Here is a 22,035-nt window from a genome sequence, read left to right on the forward strand (position 1 = left end):
CGCAAAGCCTTCAGGCGTCTCACGGACACCACAGCAATATCACCCGTGTAAACCGGCCTGAACGAACTCCGGGAGGGGAGAAGAATGACGCAAAAGGATTTCCATCCGTATCTGATGCCGCTGGATGCGCCGCGCATTCTTATGGGACGCGGACACAGCGTCGCAGAATATGGCGCCCAGATGCTGGCAACCGACAAGGCCATCGGGCTGAAGGCGGAGTGGGAGCGCCTTCTCGCCGAGCCGTTCAGGGGCATAACGGTCGATGGCAAGGTTCAGGAAAATCTGTTCTCGCTTGCCGACGAAGGGTTCGACCCCGCGCCTGCGGTCGAGGCGGCTCACGCCCTGCTTTCCAGCCTGAAAGACGAACAGCGACAGGCCGTTGGCCACCGAATCGACGCCACAGCATGGCGCGCGTGGTATAATCCCGAGATCCCGTTCAACGACCATGGCATTCGCCTGGAGACGGTGAGCGACCATGCGCGGGAAGCCTTTCTCACCCTGCTCAAAGCCTGCACCAGCCCGCGCGGATATGAAAAGGTGCTTCAGCTCTTCTCCGCCAACCGCTATCTCGGCGAAACATACGATCTCCTGAACATCATGAACGAATGGAGCTATCACCTTTTGATGTTCGGCACGCCGTCGAAAACAGAGCCGTGGGGATGGAGCATTTATGGCCATCATGCCTGCTTCAACTGCTTTATCCTTGGCAACCAACTGGTGATTTCGCCAACCTTCATGGGGGTCGAGCCGAACGTCATCGATCGTGGTGACGGCAGTTCCTTCGCGCTGTTTGTTTCGGAAGAAGAGCGCGGCCTGGCGTTGATGCAATCGCTTTCGCCGCAATTGCAGGATCGCGCCACCGTCTACAGGCAGATGGAAGACCCAGCCATGCCGCCCGGCCGTTTCAATTTCGCCGACCAGCGCCATTTGGGCGGTGCGTTTCAGGACAACAGGATCGTGCCGATCGAAGGCGTCTGCGCCAGCGAATTCTCGCCTGAACAGCGAAAAATGCTACTGTCGACGGCGGAGGCGTTTCTGGAACATATTCCCGACAATCCCCGCAGGGCCCGGATGCGCATGATCGAACAATATCTCGACCATACGTGGTGGAGCTGGATCGGCGGGCATGGCGACGACGATCCGTTCTATTTCCGCCTTCAGAGCCCCGTGGTGATGATCGAGTTCGACCATCACTCCGGCATGTGGCTGACCAATGAGCAGCCGGAGAAATTCCACATCCACACGATCACCCGCATCCCGAACGGCAACGATTACGGCCGCGCTTTGCTGGGGGCATGGCAGCGCAGCCAATCGGAAGCCGCCGGGAGATGAAACGACGACAGGGGGCCACGCCCCCCTGCCCTCATCCGGTTTTCGATATGAGGCAGGCCGGATCGGTCCCCCGACCAAAACTCAACGGCCGACAAACCGGGCGATCGTTTCGATCAACGGTCCGTTTTCGGCATTGTCACGGGCAACCCGGCGATAGAAGCGCGATGCGCCCTCGAACATCGATGCCACATCGTCCTCGGCATCCAGAAAACGGGCGATTTCAGCCATCTCTCCGTCCCAGCGGTAGGCTTTGGCGGGCATGTTCGGCAGTTGCGCGGCCAGCCATTTGTAAATATCCGGCAGACTGGTTTCGACTTCGGCCTTGAGCGCTTCGAGCTGGCCGTTCCGCCCCGCACCTTCAGCCATGGCAGTCGCCAGCGCCTGAAATCCCTTCGTGATTCCCGCATAGGCCATTTTCAGCGCCGACGCATCGCCTTGCCGATCGGAGAGCAGGCGCGTGTCGAGGCCATGGGCGCCGAGCCATTCCACCGAGGTGCCCACCGGACCCGACATGTAGACGCGCGGGCCGGCCCCACGGTCAGGCAACGGCGACGCTCCGATAATACCGGCATCGGCGAAGGGCAGGCCAAGATTGTCAAACAGCGCGCAAATCTCATGCAGCGTTGCGGGCGAAACAGCATTGCAATCGACATAAAGGGGTGGTTCGGGCCGCTCGCCAAGCAGGGGCAGAAGGGTCTCCGCCGTCTGCCGCGCGGCATGGGGCGGCACGATCGAAAGCACCAGGCCGGCCTCGCCGACAAGTCGATCGAGGCTCGTCACGGTAACGCCTGCGGCTCCTGCGCGGGCCAGACTGTCGGCGCTGCGCCCGTCCAGGCAGGTGATGACCCGCAATCCGTGATGAACCAGCCTCGCCGCGACTGCCGAGCCCATTTGCCCCATGGTAACGATAGCGACAGTGTGCATTGCGGTCATCTCTCCCGTTTCAGGTCTGTTCAACCATAGCTTCCGTCCGGTGAATGAGCCTTGCTCCTCTTGAAGTCAGCCGCCAGCGAGGCCGATCCGGAAACCAGTAATCCGACATCGGTTCCGACCGCCACGAAGGTGGCGCCCAACTCAAGATAGCGGCGCGCAAGAGACTTGTCGCCTGTCAACACGCCGGCGGCTTTGCCGTGGGAAAGTATGCGTTCAATGCCGGTTTCGATCACGGCGTTGACGTCCGGTGCGGCAGGCTTGCCAAGATAGCCCATATCGGCTGCAAGATCGGAAGGGCCGATAAAGACGCCGTCGACGCCATCGATTGCAGCAATATCGTCGAGCGCCTCGATCCCGGCGCGACTTTCGATCTGAAGCAGGAGACAGACTTCCTCGTTGGCGCTCGCCAGATAATCGGGGATGCGATTGAAGCGCGAGGCCCGCGCCAGGCCCGCACCGACGCCGCGCATGCCGTCCGGCGGATAGCGCATCGCGCGAACCATGGCGTGCGCCTGCTCGGCGGTCTCTATCATTGGCACCAGAACCGTCTGAAAGCCGACGTCGAGAACCTGCTTGACCAGCCAGGCCTCGCCAATCGGCACCCGCACGACCGGGTGAGACGGCGAAGCGGCAAGTCCCTGCAACTGCGCCGAAAGCAACGGCAGGTCGTTCGGTCCGTGCTCGCCATCGATCACCAGCCAATCGAATCCGGCGCCGCCGCAGATCTCGGCGGTGTAAGCATTGGCAAGCGCAATCCATAGACCGATCTGTGGCTTGCTGTCTCTCAGCGCCTGTTTGAATGTGTTTTTCGGTGCGGGCATCGTCCGGATCCTATTCGAAATGGCAGGCGACCGTACCTTGGGAACCGAAGTCCGCAGAAATCGTACAGCCATGTGTGGTCTCGACCGGTCGGATAAATGAACCGGCAAGCACGATCTGTCCAGCCTCGATGCCGTCTCCATACCGGGCAAGCCGATTTGCCAGCCAGGCAATCCCGCGCGCCGGATCGTTGAGAACACCGGCGCCGAGCCCCGTCTCCTCGACGACGCCATTGCGCGACACAATGGCGCCCATCCAACGCATATCGACATCGTTGGGGCGCGCCGGCCTTCCTCCGCAAACAATGCCCGCATTCGCGGCATTGTCGGAAATGGTATCGATCACCGTCCGCATCCGGTTGGTCTCGGGATCGACCCTCACGATCCGCGTGTCGAGGATTTCGAGAGCGGGAAACACATATTCGGTCGCATTCAGGACATCGAAAACGGTGATATCCGGACCGCGGAGCGGAGACTTCATAAGGAACGCGATCTCCGCCTCGATCCGCGGCTGGATGAAGCGGTCCGCGGGAATGCCTGCGCCGTCCTCGAAGATCATGTCGTCGAACAGCACGCCGGAATCCGGGATATCAATATTGAGGGCGGCCTGCATGGCCCTCGACGTCAGGCCGATTTTCCAGCCAACGACGCGGCGACCAGCCGCCTTCTTCAGCCCGACCCAGAACGCCTGGATCGCGTAGGCATCGTCCATGGTCATGTCCGGAAATTGCCCGGACAGAAGTCCGGTCTGGACACGCGTCCGCTCGGCTTCGTCGAGCGCTCTGGCGGCGGTCTCTATGTCTTGGCTGTTCAGCATCTCAGACCTCATCCGCGACGCCGTTGCGCAGGATGCCGATGCCCTCGGCTTCAACCTCGACGATATCGCCCGGCCTGAGCCAGCGCGGAGGGTCGAACCGGGCGCCGGCGCCTGTCGGCGTTCCGGTCACGATGATATCCCCCGGCACCAGCTTGGTGAAGGTCGAGATATAGGCGATGATCCTGCGAAACGGATGTATCATCCAGCTGGTGCGGTCTTGCTGACGAACCTCGCCATTGACGCGGGTCTCCAGCTTGATGTCGGCTATCTGCCCTTCATCGACGAAGGGCACGATCCATGGTCCCATCGCTCCGGACCGTTCGAAATTCTTGCCTTGCGTGACATTGAATTTGGCATGGCGGACCCAGTCGCGAATGGTGCCTTCGTTGCAAATCGTCAGCGCCGCGATATGGCAAAGCGCACCGGCCTCGCTTATACGGCGGCCAGGCCGGCCGATGACGATAGCTATCTCGCCCTCGTAATCAAGCTGCTCGCTCTCCGGCGGGCGGATCAATGGTCTGTTGTGGCCCGTGAAAGACCCGGGAAACCGGACAAACAGCGAGGGGTTCGCGGGCGCGTCCTTGCCGTCCTTGTACTCGGCATTGCGATCAGGAAAATTGACGCCGATACAGATGATCTTGCCGGGATTCGACAGGGGAATATCGAACGTAATGTCATCAACAGCAATATCGGGTGACATATGGGCGGCCGTATCCGCCAGCCGCATCAGGGCGTTGTCAGCGACGGCATCCTGCAGCGATGGCCAACGGTTTGCATGACGCGCGGACAGGTCCACAACCCCGCGACCGCGCATCAGACCGTAGCAACGCCGCTCTTCAAACGAATAGCTGATAAATTTAGCTTTTTCCATCTCAACCTTCCAGCTTCAGGTTATGGCGCCGAGACACACATATTTGAGCTCCAGGAACTCCTCGAGACCATATTTCGAGCCTTCGCGGCCCAGCCCCGATGATTTGACGCCGCCAAAGGGCGCTTCCGCCGTCGAGATCAATCCGGTGTTGACGCCAACCATCCCGTATTCCAGCGCCTCGGCGACACGAAAGACCCGCGCGACGTCTCCGGCATAGAAATAGGACGCAAGGCCGAATTCGGTATCGTTGGCCCTGGCAATGACATCCGCCTCGTCGGCGAACCGGAAAAGCGCCGCCACCGGGCCGAATGTTTCCTCTCGCGCAACGGCCATCTCGGCGGTCGCGCCGGTCACAACCGTGGCCTCGAAAAAATTGCCGCCAAGCGCGTGGCGATTGCCGCCGGAAACCACCTTCGCGCCCCTGGCCACCGCGTCACTGACATGCTCCTCGACCTTGGCGACGGCGTTCGCGTCGATCAGCGGGCCAAGTGCCACGCCATCCTCAAAGCCGTTCCCGATCTTCAGCCGGACGACCGCGGCGGCGAGCTTTTCCGCAAACGCATCATAGACGCGATCCTGCACGTAGATGCGATTTGCGCATACGCAGGTCTGGCCATTGTTGCGGAACTTGGCGATGAGCGCACCTTCGACGGCAGCATCGAGGTCCGCATCATCGAAGACGATGAAGGGCGCATTGCCGCCAAGCTCCAGGCTGAGTTTCTTGACCGTGGGCGCACATTGCGCGTAAAGCGCCGCCCCCACTTCCGTCGAACCGGTAAATGTCAGCTTGCGAACGAGAGGATTTGCCGTCATCTCCGCGCCGATCGCGCGCGCCGACCCTGTTACAACGCTGAACAGGCCATCGGGCAAACCCGCCTGTTGTGAAAGAGCCGCCAGCGCGATTGCGGAAAACGGAGTCTGGGCTGCCGGCTTGAGAACGATCGCGCAGCCGGCTGCAAGTGCCGGCGCCACCTTTCGCGTCACCATCGCATTCGGAAAATTCCAGGGCGTGATCGCCGCCACGACGCCGATGGGCTGCTTCATGACGAGAATGCGTTTGTCGCGGTGGTGCCCGGGGATCACATCGCCGCAGACTCGGCGCGCCTCCTCGGCAAACCAGTCGATGAAACTCGCGCCATAGACAATTTCGCCGCGAGCCTCGGCAAGCGGCTTGCCCTGCTCCAATGTGAGCAGATGGGCGAGAGCCTCGCGGTTTTCGATGATGAGCTCGAACCATCCGTGCAAAATGGCCGCTCGTTCGCCGGCTGTGCGGGCCGCCCAGTCTTTCTGGGCAATGCGCGCTGCCTCGATTGCTCCGGCGACGTCGTCCTGCGTCAGGTTCGGTACGTGGCCGATCACCGCGCCGGTGGCCGGATTGGTCACGGCGATAGAATTTTGCTGCTCGGCGGCGATCCATTGGCCGCCAACGAGCGCGGCTTCGCGCATAAGCGAGGCAGTGGTCATGTCCATCGGCGGCTCCACACGGAAGGGAAAGTGCGCCGTGACGATCTTGCGAAAGCGGCTATCCACGGCACCACAGTGTTTTCGGCTTGGAGCATTGCCGGCGAAAGCAGGATCACCGGAAATGCTCCATTCCTTGCTTTTACGTAACAGGCTAGAGGCCGAAAAATTTCTCAGCGTTCGAGGAGAAAATCTTGGTCTTGGCCTGATCCGAGATATCAAGCGCCTCAACGGTCGGGACGCCGTCAAAGAACCAGTCCTTGCGGATCGGGTAGGATGCGCCATACAGAATGTTGTCCTCGCCGAGAACCTCGATGGCGCATTCAAGCTGCTTCTTGCCCCATTGCGGCGGGCCGGAAATGTCGAAAAAAAGGTTGTTTCGCAGCTTCTCGCGCAGATTGGTGTTGCCCGTATCGAACCTGTCGACCGCGTCGCCGTAGGAATGGCGCGGTTTGGGAACGAGCATATCGGCAAAGGCAAAGAAGCCGCCGCCCAGCATCGAGTGGCTGAGTTTCAGGTTCGGGAACCTGTCGAAAAGGCCGGAAAAGAGTTCGCGGCCGACCGCGGTCCCCTGCGCGATACAACGGCCGTATTGCCTGCGCTGATTGTTGAAATCAAGGATCGATTCATAATCGACGGGCAGCGGGGTGTGGTGAACCACGACCGGAATGCTGCGATCATTGATGAACTCGAAATAGGGGTAGAACGCTTCGTTGTCGAGGTAGACGTCGCCGTATTTGCAGGCCATCTGCAGGCCCTTGAAGCCAAGCTGGTCAATGCAGCGCTCGACTTCGCCGATCATTTCATTCGTGCCCCAGGGCGGGCAGACGGCAAGCGCGGTAAACCTGCCGCCCGAGCGGGAAACATACTCGGCCAGACCGTCATTGATGCGCTTCGAGCTTTCCAGGTCAAGCCATTCCTGCCACACCGGAATACGGAACACGGCATGATCGATGCCCGCCTTGTCCATATCCTCAAGCTGGCTTTCGATATTGTACTGGCCCTCGGCATAATTGATGTTCACGTAGCCTTTCGGCTCTTCAATGATGATCTGGCTGAGGTTCTTGCCCTTGATCTGCTCCATCCTCACATGGATTCCGTGCTGGCGAGGGATGCAGTTCATCATCTTTTCGCGCAGTTTTTCGTCTGTAAACAACGTGTCCGGAAGCCAGTGCATATTGGCATCGATAACGCGATACTTGGTCGAAACATTCATCTTGAACTCTTTCCTGCTTTTCGTGCTGGCATTCTCAGCGAATATCTTCCTTGGCGGCGACGCGCCGCATGTTTTCCTCGTCAAAGACCTCCTTGAACGCCGCCTTCTCCTTGAGGTCGTCGGGCCGCTTCATGCCGGCCTTGCGATGGTATTCCATGAACAGCGCCTCGACTTCGCCGCGCGGAATGACATCATCGATATTGTCGAAGGGAACACCGCCCGACCGCTCCTCGACCATGCGGCGAATGACTTCGGGGCCCTCGCCGCGATTGGCGATCACGAGCTTGTTCACAAAGCCGCAGCGCTCTTCCTCATAGGCTGCAAGCGCGGCGACCGGATCTTCAATCCCGGCAAGTTTTTCCGCGATCACACGGGCATCCACCAGAGCCTGGCATACGCCATTGCCGCCGCGCGGATACATCGCATGCGCGGCATCGCCCAGAAGCGTGACCCGGTCGAACGACCACCGATCCAGGGGATCGTTGTCGATGAGCGGATAGACATAGACCTCACGGGCGTTGCGGATCATCTCGCCTACATCGAGGAAGTCGAGCTTGACCTCATCGAAGACGTGGGCGATTTCGTCTGGTTCGACGCGGACGTTCCAGTCTTCGGCAGCTTTCGGTTTGCCGCTCTGCTCGCAGACCCAGTTGACGAGCTGATTGCCCTCGCCATCCTCATCGTTGGCGATCGGGTAGACGATAAGCGAGCCCTGGCGGATAGGATCGCCGATATGCAGGATCGTTCCCCCGTTGGCATAGGGCGGCATGACCGTGACCCCGCGCCACATGGCGATACCGGAATAATGCGTTCGGGTGCTGTCGGGGCGAAGCTTCTTGCGCACCGCCGAGTGGATACCATCGACGCCGATCACGATATCGTGGCGCGCCGTGGCCGGCACCCCGGCCGCGTCTTCGAAAAACAGGGTGACACCCTTGTCGTCCTGCTCGAACGTCCTGAGTTTGGCGTTCAGGACAACCGCATCCTGACCGAGACGCTCCCTGACCGCGTCCAGCAGCATGAACTGGAAACGGCCGCGATGCACAAACCGCTGCTCGTGGTCATAGCCCATGTGCTTGCCGCATTTTTCGGCAAAAATCTGCTGGCCGTACCCGGTATAAAAGACCGAGTCCTTCGCTTCGACGGAGATTTCGCGGAACGCATCGAGAAGCCCCATCTCGGTAACTTCCCTAGTGCCGTAAACCTTGATGTCGATACCCACGCCGAGCGGCCTGAGTTCCGGAGCGGCTTCGTAGATTGTCGGCCTGAAGCCTTTCTGATGCAAACGAAGCGCGGTGGCCAGTCCGCCGGGCCCGGCTCCGATAATGGCTATATCCAACATGGTTCATTCCTCCTGGGTAAATCGATAGGACCGGGCGCCCGAACATCGCCCCTCACCTGTCAGGCAACCTGCTTCGCCTTTTCGAGAAATTTCTCGAGCGTGGGCAGCGGCGCATTCAGGATCGGATCCGCGGGCGCTACACCGGCAAATTCAGTCGCCTCCGTGAACCATTTCTCCTGAGCGGGCATCCCCCACTGGTCGGCGCGCCTGGGGTCTTTCAGGTTCCATGCTATCGGCGGTTCGAGATCGATATGCTGATAGTGGGTGTTGAACAGTTCGATGCGATGGCCGTCCGGATCGCGGAAATAGATGAACATCGCCCCGGAAATGCCATGGCGTCCCGGCCCGCGTTCGAGATCGTGATTGAGGCCGAGCGCACCGGCAACATCGCAGGCATGCACGAGATCGGCCGCATCACGCAGCAGATAGGCGAAGTGGTGCAGACGCGGCCCCGGACCGTTGGTAAAAACGATGTCGTGGGGATTGCCCTTGCGCTGCATCCAGATACCCCACAGGTCAAGACCGCCTGAAGCGCTGTCGGAGAAGGTGTATTCGCTGGTCCGAAAACCGAGCGGATGATAGAAGTCCGCCGACCGGGCGACATCCGAAGACTGTGTCTGCCAGTGATCCGCCCGTTGCGCGGCAGCACCCTTGTATTTGTCATAACCATACATCTGTCGCGGCATGGCAACCATTTCCGCGCAGAACTCCAGCGGCAGGCCGCATGTATCGGAGACATGGAGCGTCAGACCCTGATAGGGCACGTCGACAAAATAGGCCTTGAAACCCTGCGCATTGAACCAGTCATGGGCGCGGCGCACATCGTCATCGGTCAACATGCGCATTCCGAGCCGTTCACATTTGCGCGGACCCTGCGACTTCTTCAAAACCAGGCTGTGATGGCCGCGCTCTTCCCGACCGCGCAGATAGAGAGCGTTCTCGTCCTCGTCACTGACGACAAGCCCGACAAGCTCGGTGTAGAAATATTTGCTGGCCTCAATATCCTTCGCCGTCAGAACCGTATGGCTGGCGCGGGTGATATTGAACGGCGGATCGAGAACAGGCGTATCGAATTTCATCGGGGCTCCTCCCTGTAACCTTTGAAAAAGACCTTGAACCACCCGCATTCACCCCGCAAGCGACCAGACTTTCTTTGTTCACATAGCGAAAACTGGCCTTGCGATGCTGGCGGCACGAAACTGCCCGACAAGCGACAACGCCGCACGGAAGTCCTTCCGTACGGCGTTGTCCGTCATGACGTGCCTGCCCTTGTCAGTTGATCAGCCGCGGCAGGAAAAGTGCAACTGACGGAACCAGAAGAATAAGGAGAAGCCGCAAGAAGTCGGATATCAGATAGGGCATGATTCCCCTGAAAATCCGGGTGATCGGCAGTTCGGGCAACAGTGCCTTCAGGATGAAGACATTGAGGCCGACCGGCGGCGTGATCAGACTGATTTCGACGACCAGGACGGTGACGATCCCCCACCATACGAGATCGTAGCCGAGGCCGCTCACGATCGGGGCGACGACGGGAACGGTCAGAAAAATCATCGCATAGCCATCCATCAGGCAGCCAAGCAACGCATAAAACACGATCAGGCAGGCAATCACGAGCGGCGGGCTCAAATTGAGCGAGTCGATGAAGCGCACCGTGTCGCCGGGAATGCCCGACAGATTGATGAATTGGTTGAGCACCATGGCACCGGCGGCAACGATGAAGATCATCGTGGAGATCCGGGCCGTATCCAGCAGGCTCTTGATCAGTACCGAGAGCGTGAGCTTGCCGCGCAGAAGCACGAAAAGAAAGGCACCCCCTGCCCCGATGCCACCGGCCTCCGTTGCTGTAAACCAGCCCTGAACCAGTCCGACCATGATCAAACCGAACAGGAACAGAACCCCCCAGACCTTCGACAGGGCAGAAAGACTCTCGCCAAGGCCGGACCGTTCGCCTCTCGGGGCCCAGTGGGGGACCAACCGGGCGACGATCGCCATGACAATGACGTAGAACAACACCTGCAAAAGCCCGGGAACGATGCCGGCGACGAAGAGTTCGCTGACGCTTTCCTGGGTCAGCAGACCGTAGATGATGAGAGCGCTCGAAGGCGGGATCAGAATGCCCATCGTGCCCCCCGCCGCGATCGAACCTGCCGCGAAGCCGTCATCGTAACCGGCCTTCTTCATCTCCGGTATGGCGATCTGGGCCATGGTTGCCGACGCCGCCGAAGACGACGCCGACATCGCAGAAAAGCCGCCGCAGGCCATGATGGTCGCCATCCCGAGCCCGCCCGGAAACTGGCCGACCCACCGCCGCGCCGCGTCGAAAAGCTCGTTGGCAAGGCCCGCCTTGACGACAAACACGCCCATCAGGATGAACAGCGGGAGCACGGAGAATTGGTAATTCGTTGCCAGGTCCATGATCTGCTGTTCGGAGATGGCGAGCGCTGCGGAAAGCCCGCGCGGGTGCAACCCGGTGATCCCGGCAACACCGCAGAACATCATCACGAAACCGAGCGGCAAACGCGTAAATGCGATCAGGCCGACGACCGATCCCAGGGTCAGTATTTCAAGCATCGGTATCCTCGTCGTCGGGAATGGCATGGGGGCGCGGTCGGGGCTGGCGATGGACGATCCAGAGATTGTGGACGGCAAACCAGATCGCGATCAGGCAGAATATCCCGGCGAGAAACACGAATGGCGCCATCGGCAGTTCGAAGAAAACGGAAAGCGTACCGAAACGCTCCAGCCGATCGGCCTGATCGAAGATCATCCAGGTGAAGAAGCCGAGCGCCACGACCTCCATGATGCTGGTGAACAGCGCCTCGATGCGGCTGAGCCGGCGCTTGTAAAGATCGGAAAAGAGACCGACGCGGATATGGGAATCATCCCGCACGACCAGCGGAATCGAGGAAAAGAAAAAGATCAGAAGCGCGAAGATCACATATTCCGATCCGCCATAAAGGGGATGACCGAGCTTGCGCCCGATGCTGTCGACGAAGGCCACCAGCGCCATGACGATGATGGAGACGCCCGATACGGCAAGGCATATCCGCCCAAGCCAACGATCGATGACATAAAGCATGAATTTCTCCGGATGGTTATCCTCCCGCAGGCCGGGGCACTGCGGGAGACAGGGACTTCCCGATACTTCAATTTCCGGAATTGAGTTCGCGGTCGAGAACCTCGCGATAGAAGGCATAGACCTCATCGGGATTTTCGAGCCCCTTGGCCGCGGCTTTCTTCTTCCAGGCCTCGATCTGAGAATTGAGAATACTTTCGAAGTTGGTCAAAGCCTCGCCTTCGATGACAACCGTCGGGATTTTCGCGACAGTATCGTCAAGCTCGGCCTCGGCGGTGTCGGCTGCGGCCCCTGTCCGTCCCGGAAGCCCCTCGGCCGCCCGCAATATGGCGGACTGCTCGTCCTCGCTCAGCTCGGCCCAACGCTCCTGCGAAATGAAAACGGCGAAGGACAGCGAGCCAAGGCCGCCGGGAACTTTCGTGTAGCTGGTGACATTCTCCAGCACACGGGCGCCGTCGGCCGAACCAGGGGTCATGATGATGGCGTCAACGGTGCCCTTGGTGACATATTCCTGCAGGTCCGTGAATTCGGAATTGACCGGCACGGCCCCGAGCGCATCGGCAGTCTGCGTCAATGCGCCGGGCGGCGACCACAGCTTGATGCCGGAAAGGTCTTCAACGTCTTCGACCTTCACATTGCCGACCGACAGGATCTGCCGTCCGGGCAGAACGTGAGTCGAAAGCACCTTCACGCCTCTCAATTCGTCAAAAGGCTCGAAGTATTTCCTATACGTCTCCCACAAGGCGACCGATCCCGCACGTGCGTTCGGCGAGTTGAAGGGAAGGTCGGCAATCTTGTTCATCGTTACGAGTTGCGGTACCGCGCCGGACGAAACCAGCGCCATATCGGCAATCCCGTCGCGTACCATCTCGTACTGGCGGTCCGAGGGCGCCAGTGTGCTGTCGGGTATCTGGATGGTGATCTCACCGCCGGATTCCTTTTCAATCGCCGCGGCGAAGTCCCGCACCGCCGTCTGATACATCTCGTCATAAGGCGGCAGGAAGCTGTTGAAAATCAGCGTCGTTTCCGCAGAAGCGACAGCAGGTGCCAAAGAAAAAAGAACCGCCGCCGAAGCGAGCGCGCGCATAGCTTTCATGATCTCCTCCCAAGCTTTATCGGGCAAAAAAAGCCACTTTGCCCGATGGTGCGAACACGATTAGTGCGGTTTGCGCTCCACTTGGCAACTTCATTTCCCGGCAACTTTCATATTGCGGACAGCTTCATGTTTCGGTTTATTCGCGAGACCCGCCCTTGGGAAACAGGGGGCGGTGGAACCACCTGGTAAAATGGCAAGGTCAAGAGGAGCCGAACGCGGCCGTGGCCTCACGCATAAGCCGGAGAAACAGGGCTTGGGCCGCGGTCGGCAGAAAGCCGCTGCGCAATGTCAGCCCGATCGGCCGCTCGGTGCTCGAAAGGTCGAATGGCAGGGCGACCATCAGGCCGTGAGCGATCTCCGCTTCCGCCTGACAGTTCGACACGCAGCCGAGATGATCGCTCCTTTCGAGAAGCTCGCGCATCAGGATGACGGAGCTGGTCTCGACCAGTCTCGAGGGCGCGGGGCTTCCGGCCCTCTCGAATATACTGTTGAAATGGCTGCGGATCGGCGTGCCTTCCGGCGCGACAACGAAGGGATAGTCCGCCATCATCGCAGGTGTCAGCGAAGGCGCGCGGGCGAGTGGATGCCCCGGACCCGCAACCAGCACGACGCTGTCGGAGAACAGCGGCTCCTGCACGACATCGGCAATCGGCACCGGATCGCGCAACGCGCCGATGAGAAAGTCGATCTCGCCGCGCCTCAAGCCGGAAAGCAGGTCCTCATAGTGCCCTTCGACAACCTGCACCGGAATTGTCCGTCCGAGCGCCCGGAAGCGCACGATCGCGTCTGGCAGTATGCAGGCGCGCGACAACGGCATCGCGCCGACAACGATCTGCCCCGCTTCGCGCTGCATCAATTCCGCAAGGTCCGTTTCGGCCTGGGCAATTTCGGCGAAAGCGAGCCGGGCAGCCTGGGCCAGCGCGTCGGCGGCCCGCGTGGCCACGATACCGAACGAGGTGCGTTCGAACAGCGGACGCGTCGCCTCGCCCTCGATCTGGGACACGGCGCGATGAACCGTTGGCTGGGCAAGACCGAGCCGCTTGGCGGCAAGCGTGAAATTCCCGGTTTCGCGCACCGCGATCAGCGCCTGCAACTGGGCATGGGTTGCCGTCATCTTCAGCCGTGGCGCCAGATCGGACAGTGCAGGGTCGAGATAGCCGAAGCAGCGTCTTACCCGTCTTGCCAGGGCCTCACCGGCGTCCGTTGCAAAAAGACCCTGCCGCGTTCGTGAAAACAGCGCCAGCCCGGCCATGCTCTCAACCTTGCCAAGCGCCTGGGTGACCGCCGGCTGCGATACGAAACAGGCCTCCGCCGCGCGCGTGACCGAACGCGTATCGACGACGGCGAGAAAAACCCGCAGATGACGAAGATTATTGGACACAATATCTCCCCGTGGCGGCTCGGCTCAAAGTCTACACCAGCGGCGGCGTGAAACGGAGAGGTGGTGCGGCAAGGTCCTATTGCTGCCCGGCCACGCGCGCGCCGTTCGGGCCACCGCTCTCCTGTTCGTCCATTGCCGCGAGGATGAGCGCCGTGCGTTCGGCAAGTTCCGGCTCTCCCGCCGCCAGCCCGAGGTGACCAACGGCATCCTGCCAGACGGCAGCGGCGGCAGCCATGCGTGGGGTAATGCCGAGTTCCTCAAGGGTCGCCATGACTTCGCGCATTTCGGCGGCTCTTCTTTTGCCGTGCACCATCATGCGTTCGAGGCAATAGGCCGATTTGGCGGGCCAGTCGATCGCGGGATCGCTCGCGGAAAGCGAAGCAAGCACCTGAGCGGTGACGCCCGCCTTCTCCGCAGCAAGGAAACATTCGGCCATCAGCGCCTCCGTGCCCTTGATCATCACCGACCGGATCATCTTGACCGACGAGGCGTCGCCGATTTGAGGGCCGGCGGCCGTCGCTTCCATGCCGAGGGTTGACATGGTCCTTGCCGCCGCTTCGGCAGCGGGACCGGAGACGAGACAGGGTGTGCGATGCAGTTTGGGATAAATCGGGCTCATGATCGCGACATCTGCGTAGCTTCCGCCGGCCCCGCCGATCAGGCGGGATGCCCGGCGCTTGGTCTCGGGCGAGCACGAATTGCCATCAAGATAAAACATGCCAGGCCTCAGCGCCGCCGCAGCGGTTTCGGCTGCAACCAAAGCGTTATCGGCGGTCACGAGACTGAAGACAATGTCGCTGCGGGCAAGCATGTCCGAAAGCGCCGGTGCGCAGAAGACACCGCGCGCGTCGCAGGCCGCAGCGATTGTTTCTGCCGCCCCGGCGTCCAGCGTCTTGACATCGAAGGCGGCGAGCGAGGCCGAAACACCCGCTTCGGCCCAGCCGTCACTGATCGCGCGCGCGGCTTCTCCGAATCCGATAAAACCGATCGTTTCCATGACGGCACCTCTCGAATGATCAGCCGAACATCGAGTTCGGAATGACAAGGGCTATCTGCGGGAAGGCGATGATCAGCAGCAGGCAGACGATCATCGCGATCAGGAACGGCATCACGCCCTTGAAGATCGTAGCCAGCGGCACATCGCGCGCCACGCCCTTGATGACGAAGACGTTGAGACCCACGGGGGGCGTGATCATCCCCATTTCGATAACGATGACGGCAACCACGCCGAACCAGATCGAGTCGAAGCCGGCGGCAACGATAGCCGGATAGACGATCGGGATCGTCACCACCAGCATCGAAAGACCATCGAGGAACATGCCGAGGACGATGTAGGCGAGGATGATCACTGCCAGCGTGCCGTAGGGTCCAAGGCCGAGAAGCGCGGTTCCGAGCAGGTCGGGTATGTGGGTCACAGCGAGAAACGGATTGAGGACATTGGCACCGATGACGATCATGTAGAGCATCGCGGATGTGCGCGTGGTTTCCATCACCGCTTCGAGAAACCGCCCCCATGTGATGGCGCGCGAAGCGACCGCCAGAATGATGACCAGCGCCGCGCCGATGCCCGAAGCCTCGACCGGGGTGAACACGCCGAGATAGATGCCGCCGATCGAGATAACGATCACCGCGATCATTGGCAGCGCCCTGGCGAGGCTCGCGAAACGGCGGGCAAGCGACATCGGTTCGCCGCGCGGACCGGAGGTCGGATCGAGCCAGGTGACGATCCCAACCGTCGCCATGAACATCGCCATCATCAGGAGGCCGGGAAGGATACCCGCCATGAACAGGCGGCCGATGCTTTCCTCCGTTAGGATAGCGTAAATCACGAAGCCTGTTGAGGGCGGTATCAGAAAGCCAAGCGTGCCGCCCGCGGCAATCGCGCCTGTGGATAGGCTGGCGCTATAGCCGAGACGCTTCATTTCCGGAAGCGCGACCTTGCCGATGGTCACGGCGGTGGCGACCGAGGATCCGGAAACGGCCGAAAACGCGGCGCAGCCGATAACCGAGGCCGAGGCGAGGCCGCCGCGCAACCATCCGACCCAGGCATAGGCGGCGTCGTAAAGGCCCCGGCTGAAACCTGCCGCAGATGCGACATTGCCGAGCAAAACGAACATCGGCACGACAATCAGGGAATAGTTGGTTACCGTCCCGAAGCCTTCGGTAATCAGCACCGCACCGGCCGAGCGCATGCCGTTCAGGTACCACATGCCGCCAAAGCCCACGATGAGCATGGCGAAAGCCACCGGCGTTCTGAGCGCCAGCAGGACGAACATGATGCCGATCGCGATCAGGCCGATGATCTGGACACTCATTCCGTATGCCTTCCGAAAACAAGAATGACGACCTGAAAGGCAAGAACCGCGACGCAGAGCGCCGAACCAAGCGCGATCAGCGCATAGGTCGGCCAGAGCGGAAGCCCCAGCATGTTTGTCATGTCGCCGTATTCATGGGCATCGAGCGCTTTCAGGAACGCGCGGCGCGCCAGCACGTAGAGCACGCCGGCCGAAAGCACCCTTGCCAACAGATCGGCGAGGCGGCGGCCGCGTTCGCCGAGATGCCGGTCGAAGATATCGACATTCACATGGCCATCGGCAAGCGTGCACATCGGCAGCGCCAACATCACGGTCATGACCGACAGAAACTGGACGATTTCGTTGATGCCGAGAATCGGGGCGTTGAGGAAATAGCGCATGACGACGCCGGTGGCGATCAACACCACCATGGCGATCAGCCCCAGACCCGCGACCGCCGCAAGGACGGTCGCGGCGCCATGGAACACTTTTCCTGCAGAGGAATGCGTTTTTTCGGACATATTACCCGGACGCTTACTGGTCGGCCCTGAGCGCATCGACGATCTGCTGCGCTTCGATCCCGTTGGCGGCCTCCTCGGCGATCACCTCGCCGACGATCGGGGCGGACAGCGTGTTGAAGGCCTCTGCCTCTTCAGGCGTCAGTTCGATGACTTCCTTGCCCTGCATGTCCGCAAAGGCCTGGATGCCGTCCGCCGCCACGTCGAGCTGGACCTTCTGGCCGAGCAGGGAGGCTTCCATGCCTGCCTTCTCGACTGCGGCCTGATCTTCCGGAGAAAGGCTCTCGAAAGCGTCGCGGTTCATCAGGATGAAGAAGGGCGACACGGTGCTTTCCATGCCGACGGTCAGGTAGTTGGCGACTTCGCCGAGCTTGAAGGCCTTGGTCGCGGTTCCGTCGATCATGGCGCCGTCGATGACGCCGGTCTGCATGGCGTTATAAATGTCGGAAACCGGGATCGATACAGGCGAGGCGCCCCAGGCCTCGACCATCAGGCCCGAATTGCGGGAAGGTACACGGATCTTCAGCCCCTTGAGGTCTTCGGGCGAATGCACGGCCTTGTCGCGCATATAGAGCAGATTGGGTGCGCTCGACCAGAGGCCGATGAGCTTGACGCGCCGGTATTCAGGCTCGAACAGCTCGATATTCTTCCAGATGTCCCTGGTGCCCGTGTCGACATTGATGACGCCGGGCAATTCCGCAAGCAGCGTGCGGGGGAAGTTCGATGCCGTATAGCCGGGCAGGCTGATGGCGAATTCGGCAACACCCTCGCTGACGCGGGTATACTGTTCGACCGGTCCCGGACCGAGTTCGCCGCCATTGTAAAGGCGCACCGTCACGTCGCCATTGGTGCCTTTTTCCACCATCTCGGCGAAAGGCTGGAACGCGCCCGCCACATAGGGATGCATCGCCGGCATATAGTTGGCGAACTTCATCTCTTCGGCCTTCGCGCCGAGGGTCGTCAACGCCACGAGGGCCGCGGCTGCCGTAATGGATTTAAACATCGTCATGTTGTCTCCTCCCTGGAGTTCACACCGGATCCTGGCGCTTGAAGCGTCACATGTCACAAAGAACGGCAGGACCTGCGGTTTTCAGGACTTTCTGACGTCGTCATTACGCCGGCATATTCGCCCAATGCCATTCAGAAGATCGTCGTTGTCATAAGAAATAGCTATAGCAGAGAACCCGACAACGCTTCCGGAAAAGGTTTTCGAAGTCCCTATAGCCATTTCTTATGACAATGGCGCTAATCCGAATTGGCATTTCCGGGCTTCCGCCGTGAGAAAGGTGCAACTGGAAAACGGAGGCAACCATGCCGGAGAACAACAAGTCCGCGCTTGTCATAAGCGCACATGCCGCCGACTTCGTGTGGCGCTGTGGCGGCGCGATCGCGCTTCACGTGGAAAAAGGCTATGACGTGACGGTGCTCTGCCTGTCTTTCGGCGAGCGCGGCGAGAGCGCCAAATTGTGGAAAGAGCCGGGCATGACGCTCGAAAAGGTCAAGGCCGCCCGTCGGGCCGAGGCCGAAAATGCCGCAAGAGCGCTCGGCGTTGCCGATCTCGTCTGCCTCGATCTTGGTGATTATCCGCTGGACCTCTCGCGCGAGGACAAGAACAAGGTTGTCGAGGTGATCCGCAAGGCGCAGCCGGCCTTCATGCTCTCCCACTCGCAATACGATCCCTATAATACCGACCACATGTACACCACGCAGGTGGCGCTCGAATGCCGCATGATCGCGCAGGCCTGGGGCCATAATCCGGGTGAAAAGGTTCTCGGCGCGCCGCAGCTCTATCTGTTCGAGCCGCACCAGACCGAGCAGATGGGCTGGAAGCCCGACACCTTCCTCGACATCACCCAGGTCTGGGACAAGAAACGCGCGGCCATCGAATGCATGGAGGGCCAGGAGCATCTGTGGGAATATTACACCCGCGTCGCAATCAACCGCGCCAATCATTTCAAGCGCAATTCCGGCGGCCAGTCGGGCGGGCGTGACTGCAAATATGCCGAGGGTTTTCAGTCGATCTTCCCGCGCACGGTCGACGAGCTTTAACGATCGGGCAAGAACGGGCGATGCGCCCGTCGCGCTGCGAAAGACGCGGTTTGATATCTGTGGAGGAAATATCGTGAGTCATGATCCGACCAATCCGAGTTTCGACATCGCCCATCTCGGCCATGTCGAGGTGTTGACCGACAAGTTCGAAGAAAGCCTCGACTTCTTTACCCGCGTCTATGGACTGAAGCTCTCCGGCCGGGATGAGAACTCGGCCTATCTCAGGGCCTGGGACGACTACGAATTCGCGACATTGAAACTGACGCGATCCGACGCCACCGGGGTCGGCCATATCGCCTATCGCGCCGCTTCGCCGGAAGCGCTCGCCCGCCGCGTCGAGGCCATCGAGGCTTCGGACTTCAGGGTCATCGGCTGGAACGATGGCGATTTGAGCCATGGCCGCGCCTTCCGTTTCGAGGATCCGTTCGGTCATATCTTCGAGATCTATTACGACACCAACTGGTATGTACCGCAGGAAGACGCCGAGAAGCCGGCGCTGAAGAACACGGCATCCGCCTATACCGGCGCCGCCCCCCGCCGCATCGACCACCTGAACCTGCTGTCGGAAGATGTCACCGAGTTCCGCCGTTTCATGACGACCTGCCTTGGCGCGCGGGTGACGGAGTACATCCTTCTCGACAACGGCCGGCTGGGCGGCTGCTGGTTCACCGTCAACAACAAGACCTATGATCTTGCCTGCACCGAGGAGCATGGCGGCGGCAGTGGCCGGTTTCACCATATCACCTACGCCACCGACCAGCGCGAGGATATCCTGCGGGCCGCCGATATATTCCTGCAGAACGGCGTGCACATCGAAACCGGTCCGCACAAGCATGCGATCCAGGGCACCTTCTTTCTCTATGTCTGGGAACCGGCCGGCAATCGCGTCGAGCTCGCCAATTCGGGCGCGCGCCTCGTTCTCGCGCCCGACTGGCAGCCGGTCTGCTGGACCCAGTCCGACCGCATGAAGGGGCAAGCCTGGGGGCTGAAGACGATCGAGACATTCCACACCCACGGCACGCCGCCCGTGACGAAGACGGGCGCGTGACCATGGCAAAGGTCGTCCGGAATATCATGCGCGCCGATCCGGCGGTCATCGACGGGCTCGCCGCGGCGGGCGTCGCCACCGTGCACGAGGCGCAGGGCCGCAAGGGCCTGCTCCAGAGCCAGATCCGCCCGATCTATGCCGGCGCGCGGATTGCCGGTTCCGCCGTCACCATCTCGGCGCCTCCCGGCGACAACTGGATGATCCATGTGGCGATCGAGCAGTTGATGTCCGGCGACATTCTGGTGCTTGCGCCGACGAGCCCCTGCGACGACGGCTATTTCGGCGACCTGCTTGCCACCTCCGCGCAGGCGCGCGGTTGCCGCGGCCTGATCATCGATGCCGGCGTGCGCGACATCCGCGACCTGACCGAGATGGGTTTTCCGGTCTGGTCGCGCGCCGTCTCCGCCCAGGGGACCGTCAAGGAGACACTGGGATCGGTCAATATCCCTGTGGTTTGCGCCGGCGCGGCGGTCAATCCCGGCGATATTATCGTCGCCGATGACGACGGCGTCTGCGTCGTCGCCCGCGAGGAGGCCGAGACCGTGCTTGCCGCCGCCGACAGGCGCACCGCCAACGAGGAGATGAAGCGCAAGCGGCTTGCCGCCGGCGAGTTGGGACTGGACATATACGACATGCGACAGCGCCTTGCGGAAAAGGGGCTCAAATATGCCTGAGGATGACGGCATCGCGTGTCTGTGGATGCGCGGCGGCACCTCCAAGGGCGCCTATTTTCTTGGCTCGGATCTGCCGCGGCAAACGGCGGATCGCGACGATCTTCTGTTGCGGATCATGGGGTCGCCCGATCCGCGCCAGATCGACGGCATCGGCGGCGGCGATCCGTTGACATCGAAAGTCGCGATCCTGTCGCCGCCAAGCCGGCCGGATGCCGATGTCGACTACCTGTTCCTGCAGGTTTTCGTCGATCAGAGACTGGTCAGCGACAAGCAGGGCTGCGGCAACATTCTGGCGGGCGTCGGCCCGGCGGCAATCGAGCGCGGGCTGGTTCCGGCGAAAGACAATGTCACCGAGGTCCGTATCCACATGGTCAACAGCGGCGAAGTCGCCGTCGCCCGTATCGAGACGCCCGCAGGCAAGGTCAATTATCGTGGCGATGCCGCGATTGCCGGCGTCCCCGGTCACCATGCCGCCATCCCGCTGCTGTTTGCAAACACCGCCGGCTCGATGTGCGGCGCATTGCTGCCGACCGGCAATCCGGCCGACACGATCGACGGTATCGACGTGACGCTGATCGACAACGGCATGCCCTGCGTGGTGATGCGCGCGGCCGATTTCGGACTGACCGGGCAGGAAAGCCTCGATGCGCTCGAGAACAACAGCGAATTGAAGGCCAGGATCGAGGCGATCCGTCTGAAAGCCGGGCCGATGATGGCGCTCGGCGACGTCAGCGAGGCATCGGTTCCGAAGATGACGCTGGTCTCGGCGCCGCAAAATGGTGGCTCGATTGCGACACGATCGTTCATTCCCCACCGCGTCCACGCCGCCATCGGCGTTTTCGCGGCCGTTTCGGTCGCGACCGCTGCCCGCACTGCCGGCGCCGTGGGCGCCGATCTCGCGGTCGCGCCCGACGACGGCAACTACCTGATCGAGCATCCGACCGGCGCGCTCGATGTCTTCCTCGATATCGGGCCCGATGGCGAAATCCGGCGCGCCGGCAATCGCCGCTCCGCCCGCAAGCTTTTCGACGGAAGGGTGTTCCCGCGGTGAACGCGGGAGCGGCAAAGGGGAAATGCGGCGTCCGGTCGGAAAACACCGAAGGCCTCCC

General features: G+C 61.1%; 21 protein-coding genes. 5 read left to right on the forward strand and 16 right to left on the reverse strand.

Annotated elements, in window-relative coordinates; translation table 11 throughout:
• Positions 1 to 84: 84 nt before the first annotated feature.
• A complete protein-coding gene (locus HQ843_RS03825; RefSeq protein WP_180899747.1) occupies positions 85 to 1,332 on the forward strand; it encodes a DUF3500 domain-containing protein in 1,248 nt (415 codons plus the stop codon).
• Between the two features lie 81 nt (positions 1,333 to 1,413).
• Here HQ843_RS03825 and HQ843_RS03830 read toward each other — a convergent pair whose 3' ends face one another.
• The 16 genes from HQ843_RS03830 to HQ843_RS03905 form a co-directional block, all read right to left on the reverse strand.
• Positions 1,414 to 2,256: an NAD(P)-dependent oxidoreductase gene (locus HQ843_RS03830; RefSeq protein ID WP_180899746.1), complete on the reverse strand. Its 843-nt coding sequence runs from the start codon at positions 2,254 to 2,256 to the stop codon at positions 1,414 to 1,416.
• 29 nt (positions 2,257 to 2,285) lie between these two features.
• Positions 2,286 to 3,086, reverse strand: a complete 801-nt coding sequence (gene hpaI, locus HQ843_RS03835) for a 4-hydroxy-2-oxoheptanedioate aldolase (RefSeq protein WP_180899745.1) — start codon at positions 3,084 to 3,086, stop codon at positions 2,286 to 2,288.
• Positions 3,087 to 3,096: 10 nt separating this feature from the next.
• Positions 3,097 to 3,900, reverse strand: coding sequence for a 2-oxo-hept-4-ene-1,7-dioate hydratase (gene hpaH, locus HQ843_RS03840; RefSeq protein WP_180899744.1), 804 nt, complete (start codon positions 3,898 to 3,900; stop codon positions 3,097 to 3,099).
• Between the two features lies 1 nt (position 3,901).
• Positions 3,902 to 4,771, reverse strand: a complete 870-nt coding sequence (locus tag HQ843_RS03845; RefSeq protein ID WP_180899743.1) for a fumarylacetoacetate hydrolase family protein — start codon at positions 4,769 to 4,771, stop codon at positions 3,902 to 3,904.
• A gap of 15 nt (positions 4,772 to 4,786) precedes the next feature.
• Complete coding sequence (locus tag HQ843_RS03850; RefSeq protein WP_180899742.1) at positions 4,787 to 6,241, reverse strand: NAD-dependent succinate-semialdehyde dehydrogenase; 1,455 nt, start codon at positions 6,239 to 6,241, stop codon at positions 4,787 to 4,789.
• 145 nt (positions 6,242 to 6,386) lie between these two features.
• Positions 6,387 to 7,448, reverse strand: a complete 1,062-nt coding sequence (locus HQ843_RS03855) for an amidohydrolase family protein (RefSeq protein ID WP_180899741.1) — start codon at positions 7,446 to 7,448, stop codon at positions 6,387 to 6,389.
• Positions 7,449 to 7,482: 34 nt separating this feature from the next.
• On the reverse strand, positions 7,483 to 8,790 hold the full coding sequence (locus HQ843_RS03860) for an FAD-dependent monooxygenase (RefSeq protein WP_180899740.1): 1,308 nt from the start codon (positions 8,788 to 8,790) through the stop codon (positions 7,483 to 7,485).
• A gap of 59 nt (positions 8,791 to 8,849) precedes the next feature.
• Positions 8,850 to 9,869 (reverse strand): VOC family protein, encoded by a 1,020-nt coding sequence (locus tag HQ843_RS03865; RefSeq protein ID WP_180899739.1) that lies wholly within the window; start codon positions 9,867 to 9,869, stop codon positions 8,850 to 8,852.
• 193 nt (positions 9,870 to 10,062) lie between these two features.
• Positions 10,063 to 11,361, reverse strand: coding sequence for a TRAP transporter large permease (locus HQ843_RS03870; protein ID WP_180899738.1), 1,299 nt, complete (start codon positions 11,359 to 11,361; stop codon positions 10,063 to 10,065).
• A complete protein-coding gene (locus HQ843_RS03875) occupies positions 11,354 to 11,869 on the reverse strand; it encodes a TRAP transporter small permease (RefSeq protein ID WP_180899737.1) in 516 nt (171 codons plus the stop codon). The genes HQ843_RS03870 and HQ843_RS03875 overlap by 8 nt, the downstream gene beginning before the upstream one ends.
• 67 nt (positions 11,870 to 11,936) lie before the next feature.
• A complete protein-coding gene (gene dctP / locus HQ843_RS03880) occupies positions 11,937 to 12,962 on the reverse strand; it encodes a TRAP transporter substrate-binding protein DctP (RefSeq protein WP_180899736.1) in 1,026 nt (341 codons plus the stop codon).
• Positions 12,963 to 13,161: 199 nt separating this feature from the next.
• Entirely contained in the window at positions 13,162 to 14,343 is a 1,182-nt protein-coding gene (locus HQ843_RS03885) for a LysR family transcriptional regulator (RefSeq protein ID WP_180899735.1), read from the reverse strand.
• Positions 14,344 to 14,419: 76 nt separating this feature from the next.
• A complete protein-coding gene (locus HQ843_RS03890) occupies positions 14,420 to 15,340 on the reverse strand; it encodes an NAD(P)-dependent oxidoreductase (RefSeq protein ID WP_180899734.1) in 921 nt (306 codons plus the stop codon).
• A gap of 19 nt (positions 15,341 to 15,359) precedes the next feature.
• Positions 15,360 to 16,658 carry a TRAP transporter large permease gene (locus tag HQ843_RS03895; protein ID WP_180899733.1) on the reverse strand — a complete coding sequence of 433 codons (1,299 nt, stop codon included), beginning with the start codon at positions 16,656 to 16,658 and terminating at the stop codon, positions 15,360 to 15,362.
• Positions 16,655 to 17,158: a TRAP transporter small permease gene (locus HQ843_RS03900; protein WP_180899732.1), complete on the reverse strand. Its 504-nt coding sequence runs from the start codon at positions 17,156 to 17,158 to the stop codon at positions 16,655 to 16,657. Before HQ843_RS03900 ends, HQ843_RS03895 begins: the two co-directional genes overlap by 4 nt.
• Positions 17,159 to 17,171: 13 nt before the next feature.
• Entirely contained in the window at positions 17,172 to 18,164 is a 993-nt protein-coding gene (locus tag HQ843_RS03905; protein ID WP_180899731.1) for a TRAP transporter substrate-binding protein, read from the reverse strand.
• A 302-nt stretch (positions 18,165 to 18,466) separates the two neighbouring features.
• On the opposite strand from HQ843_RS03905, the gene HQ843_RS03910 reads away from it, so the two are divergent.
• From HQ843_RS03910 to HQ843_RS03925, 4 genes are all read left to right on the forward strand, one after another.
• Positions 18,467 to 19,204: a PIG-L deacetylase family protein gene (locus tag HQ843_RS03910; protein ID WP_180899730.1), complete on the forward strand. Its 738-nt coding sequence runs from the start codon at positions 18,467 to 18,469 to the stop codon at positions 19,202 to 19,204.
• 73 nt (positions 19,205 to 19,277) lie between these two features.
• Entirely contained in the window at positions 19,278 to 20,252 is a 975-nt protein-coding gene (locus tag HQ843_RS03915; RefSeq protein ID WP_246710270.1) for a VOC family protein, read from the forward strand.
• A gap of 2 nt (positions 20,253 to 20,254) precedes the next feature.
• Positions 20,255 to 20,926 (forward strand): 4-carboxy-4-hydroxy-2-oxoadipate aldolase/oxaloacetate decarboxylase, encoded by a 672-nt coding sequence (locus HQ843_RS03920; RefSeq protein WP_180899728.1) that lies wholly within the window; start codon positions 20,255 to 20,257, stop codon positions 20,924 to 20,926.
• On the forward strand, positions 20,919 to 21,977 hold the full coding sequence (locus tag HQ843_RS03925; protein ID WP_180899727.1) for a 4-oxalomesaconate tautomerase: 1,059 nt from the start codon (positions 20,919 to 20,921) through the stop codon (positions 21,975 to 21,977). Before HQ843_RS03920 ends, HQ843_RS03925 begins: the two co-directional genes overlap by 8 nt.
• The last annotated feature ends 58 nt before the right edge of the window (positions 21,978 to 22,035 follow it).

It is taken from the genome of Martelella sp. NC20 (genome assembly GCF_013459645.1).
In the GTDB taxonomy this organism is placed as follows: Bacteria; Pseudomonadota; Alphaproteobacteria; order Rhizobiales; family Rhizobiaceae; genus Martelella.

Coding starts and splice junctions, on each gene's coding strand:
- HQ843_RS03825 (WP_180899747.1), top strand. CDS start 85: ATGACGCAAAAGGATTTCCATCCGTATCTGATGCCGCTGGATGCGCCG.
- HQ843_RS03830 (WP_180899746.1), bottom strand. CDS start 2,256: ATGCACACTGTCGCTATCGTTACCATGGGGCAAATGGGCTCGGCAGTC.
- hpaI (WP_180899745.1), bottom strand. CDS start 3,086: ATGCCCGCACCGAAAAACACATTCAAACAGGCGCTGAGAGACAGCAAG.
- hpaH (WP_180899744.1), bottom strand. CDS start 3,900: ATGCTGAACAGCCAAGACATAGAGACCGCCGCCAGAGCGCTCGACGAA.
- HQ843_RS03845 (WP_180899743.1), bottom strand. CDS start 4,771: ATGGAAAAAGCTAAATTTATCAGCTATTCGTTTGAAGAGCGGCGTTGC.
- HQ843_RS03850 (WP_180899742.1), bottom strand. CDS start 6,241: ATGGACATGACCACTGCCTCGCTTATGCGCGAAGCCGCGCTCGTTGGC.
- HQ843_RS03855 (WP_180899741.1), bottom strand. CDS start 7,448: ATGAATGTTTCGACCAAGTATCGCGTTATCGATGCCAATATGCACTGG.
- HQ843_RS03860 (WP_180899740.1), bottom strand. CDS start 8,790: ATGTTGGATATAGCCATTATCGGAGCCGGGCCCGGCGGACTGGCCACC.
- HQ843_RS03865 (WP_180899739.1), bottom strand. CDS start 9,869: ATGAAATTCGATACGCCTGTTCTCGATCCGCCGTTCAATATCACCCGC.
- HQ843_RS03870 (WP_180899738.1), bottom strand. CDS start 11,361: ATGCTTGAAATACTGACCCTGGGATCGGTCGTCGGCCTGATCGCATTT.
- HQ843_RS03875 (WP_180899737.1), bottom strand. CDS start 11,869: ATGCTTTATGTCATCGATCGTTGGCTTGGGCGGATATGCCTTGCCGTA.
- dctP (WP_180899736.1), bottom strand. CDS start 12,962: ATGAAAGCTATGCGCGCGCTCGCTTCGGCGGCGGTTCTTTTTTCTTTG.
- HQ843_RS03890 (WP_180899734.1), bottom strand. CDS start 15,340: ATGGAAACGATCGGTTTTATCGGATTCGGAGAAGCCGCGCGCGCGATC.
- HQ843_RS03895 (WP_180899733.1), bottom strand. CDS start 16,658: ATGAGTGTCCAGATCATCGGCCTGATCGCGATCGGCATCATGTTCGTC.
- HQ843_RS03900 (WP_180899732.1), bottom strand. CDS start 17,158: ATGTCCGAAAAAACGCATTCCTCTGCAGGAAAAGTGTTCCATGGCGCC.
- HQ843_RS03905 (WP_180899731.1), bottom strand. CDS start 18,164: ATGACGATGTTTAAATCCATTACGGCAGCCGCGGCCCTCGTGGCGTTG.
- HQ843_RS03910 (WP_180899730.1), top strand. CDS start 18,467: ATGCCGGAGAACAACAAGTCCGCGCTTGTCATAAGCGCACATGCCGCC.
- HQ843_RS03920 (WP_180899728.1), top strand. CDS start 20,255: ATGGCAAAGGTCGTCCGGAATATCATGCGCGCCGATCCGGCGGTCATC.
- HQ843_RS03925 (WP_180899727.1), top strand. CDS start 20,919: ATGCCTGAGGATGACGGCATCGCGTGTCTGTGGATGCGCGGCGGCACC.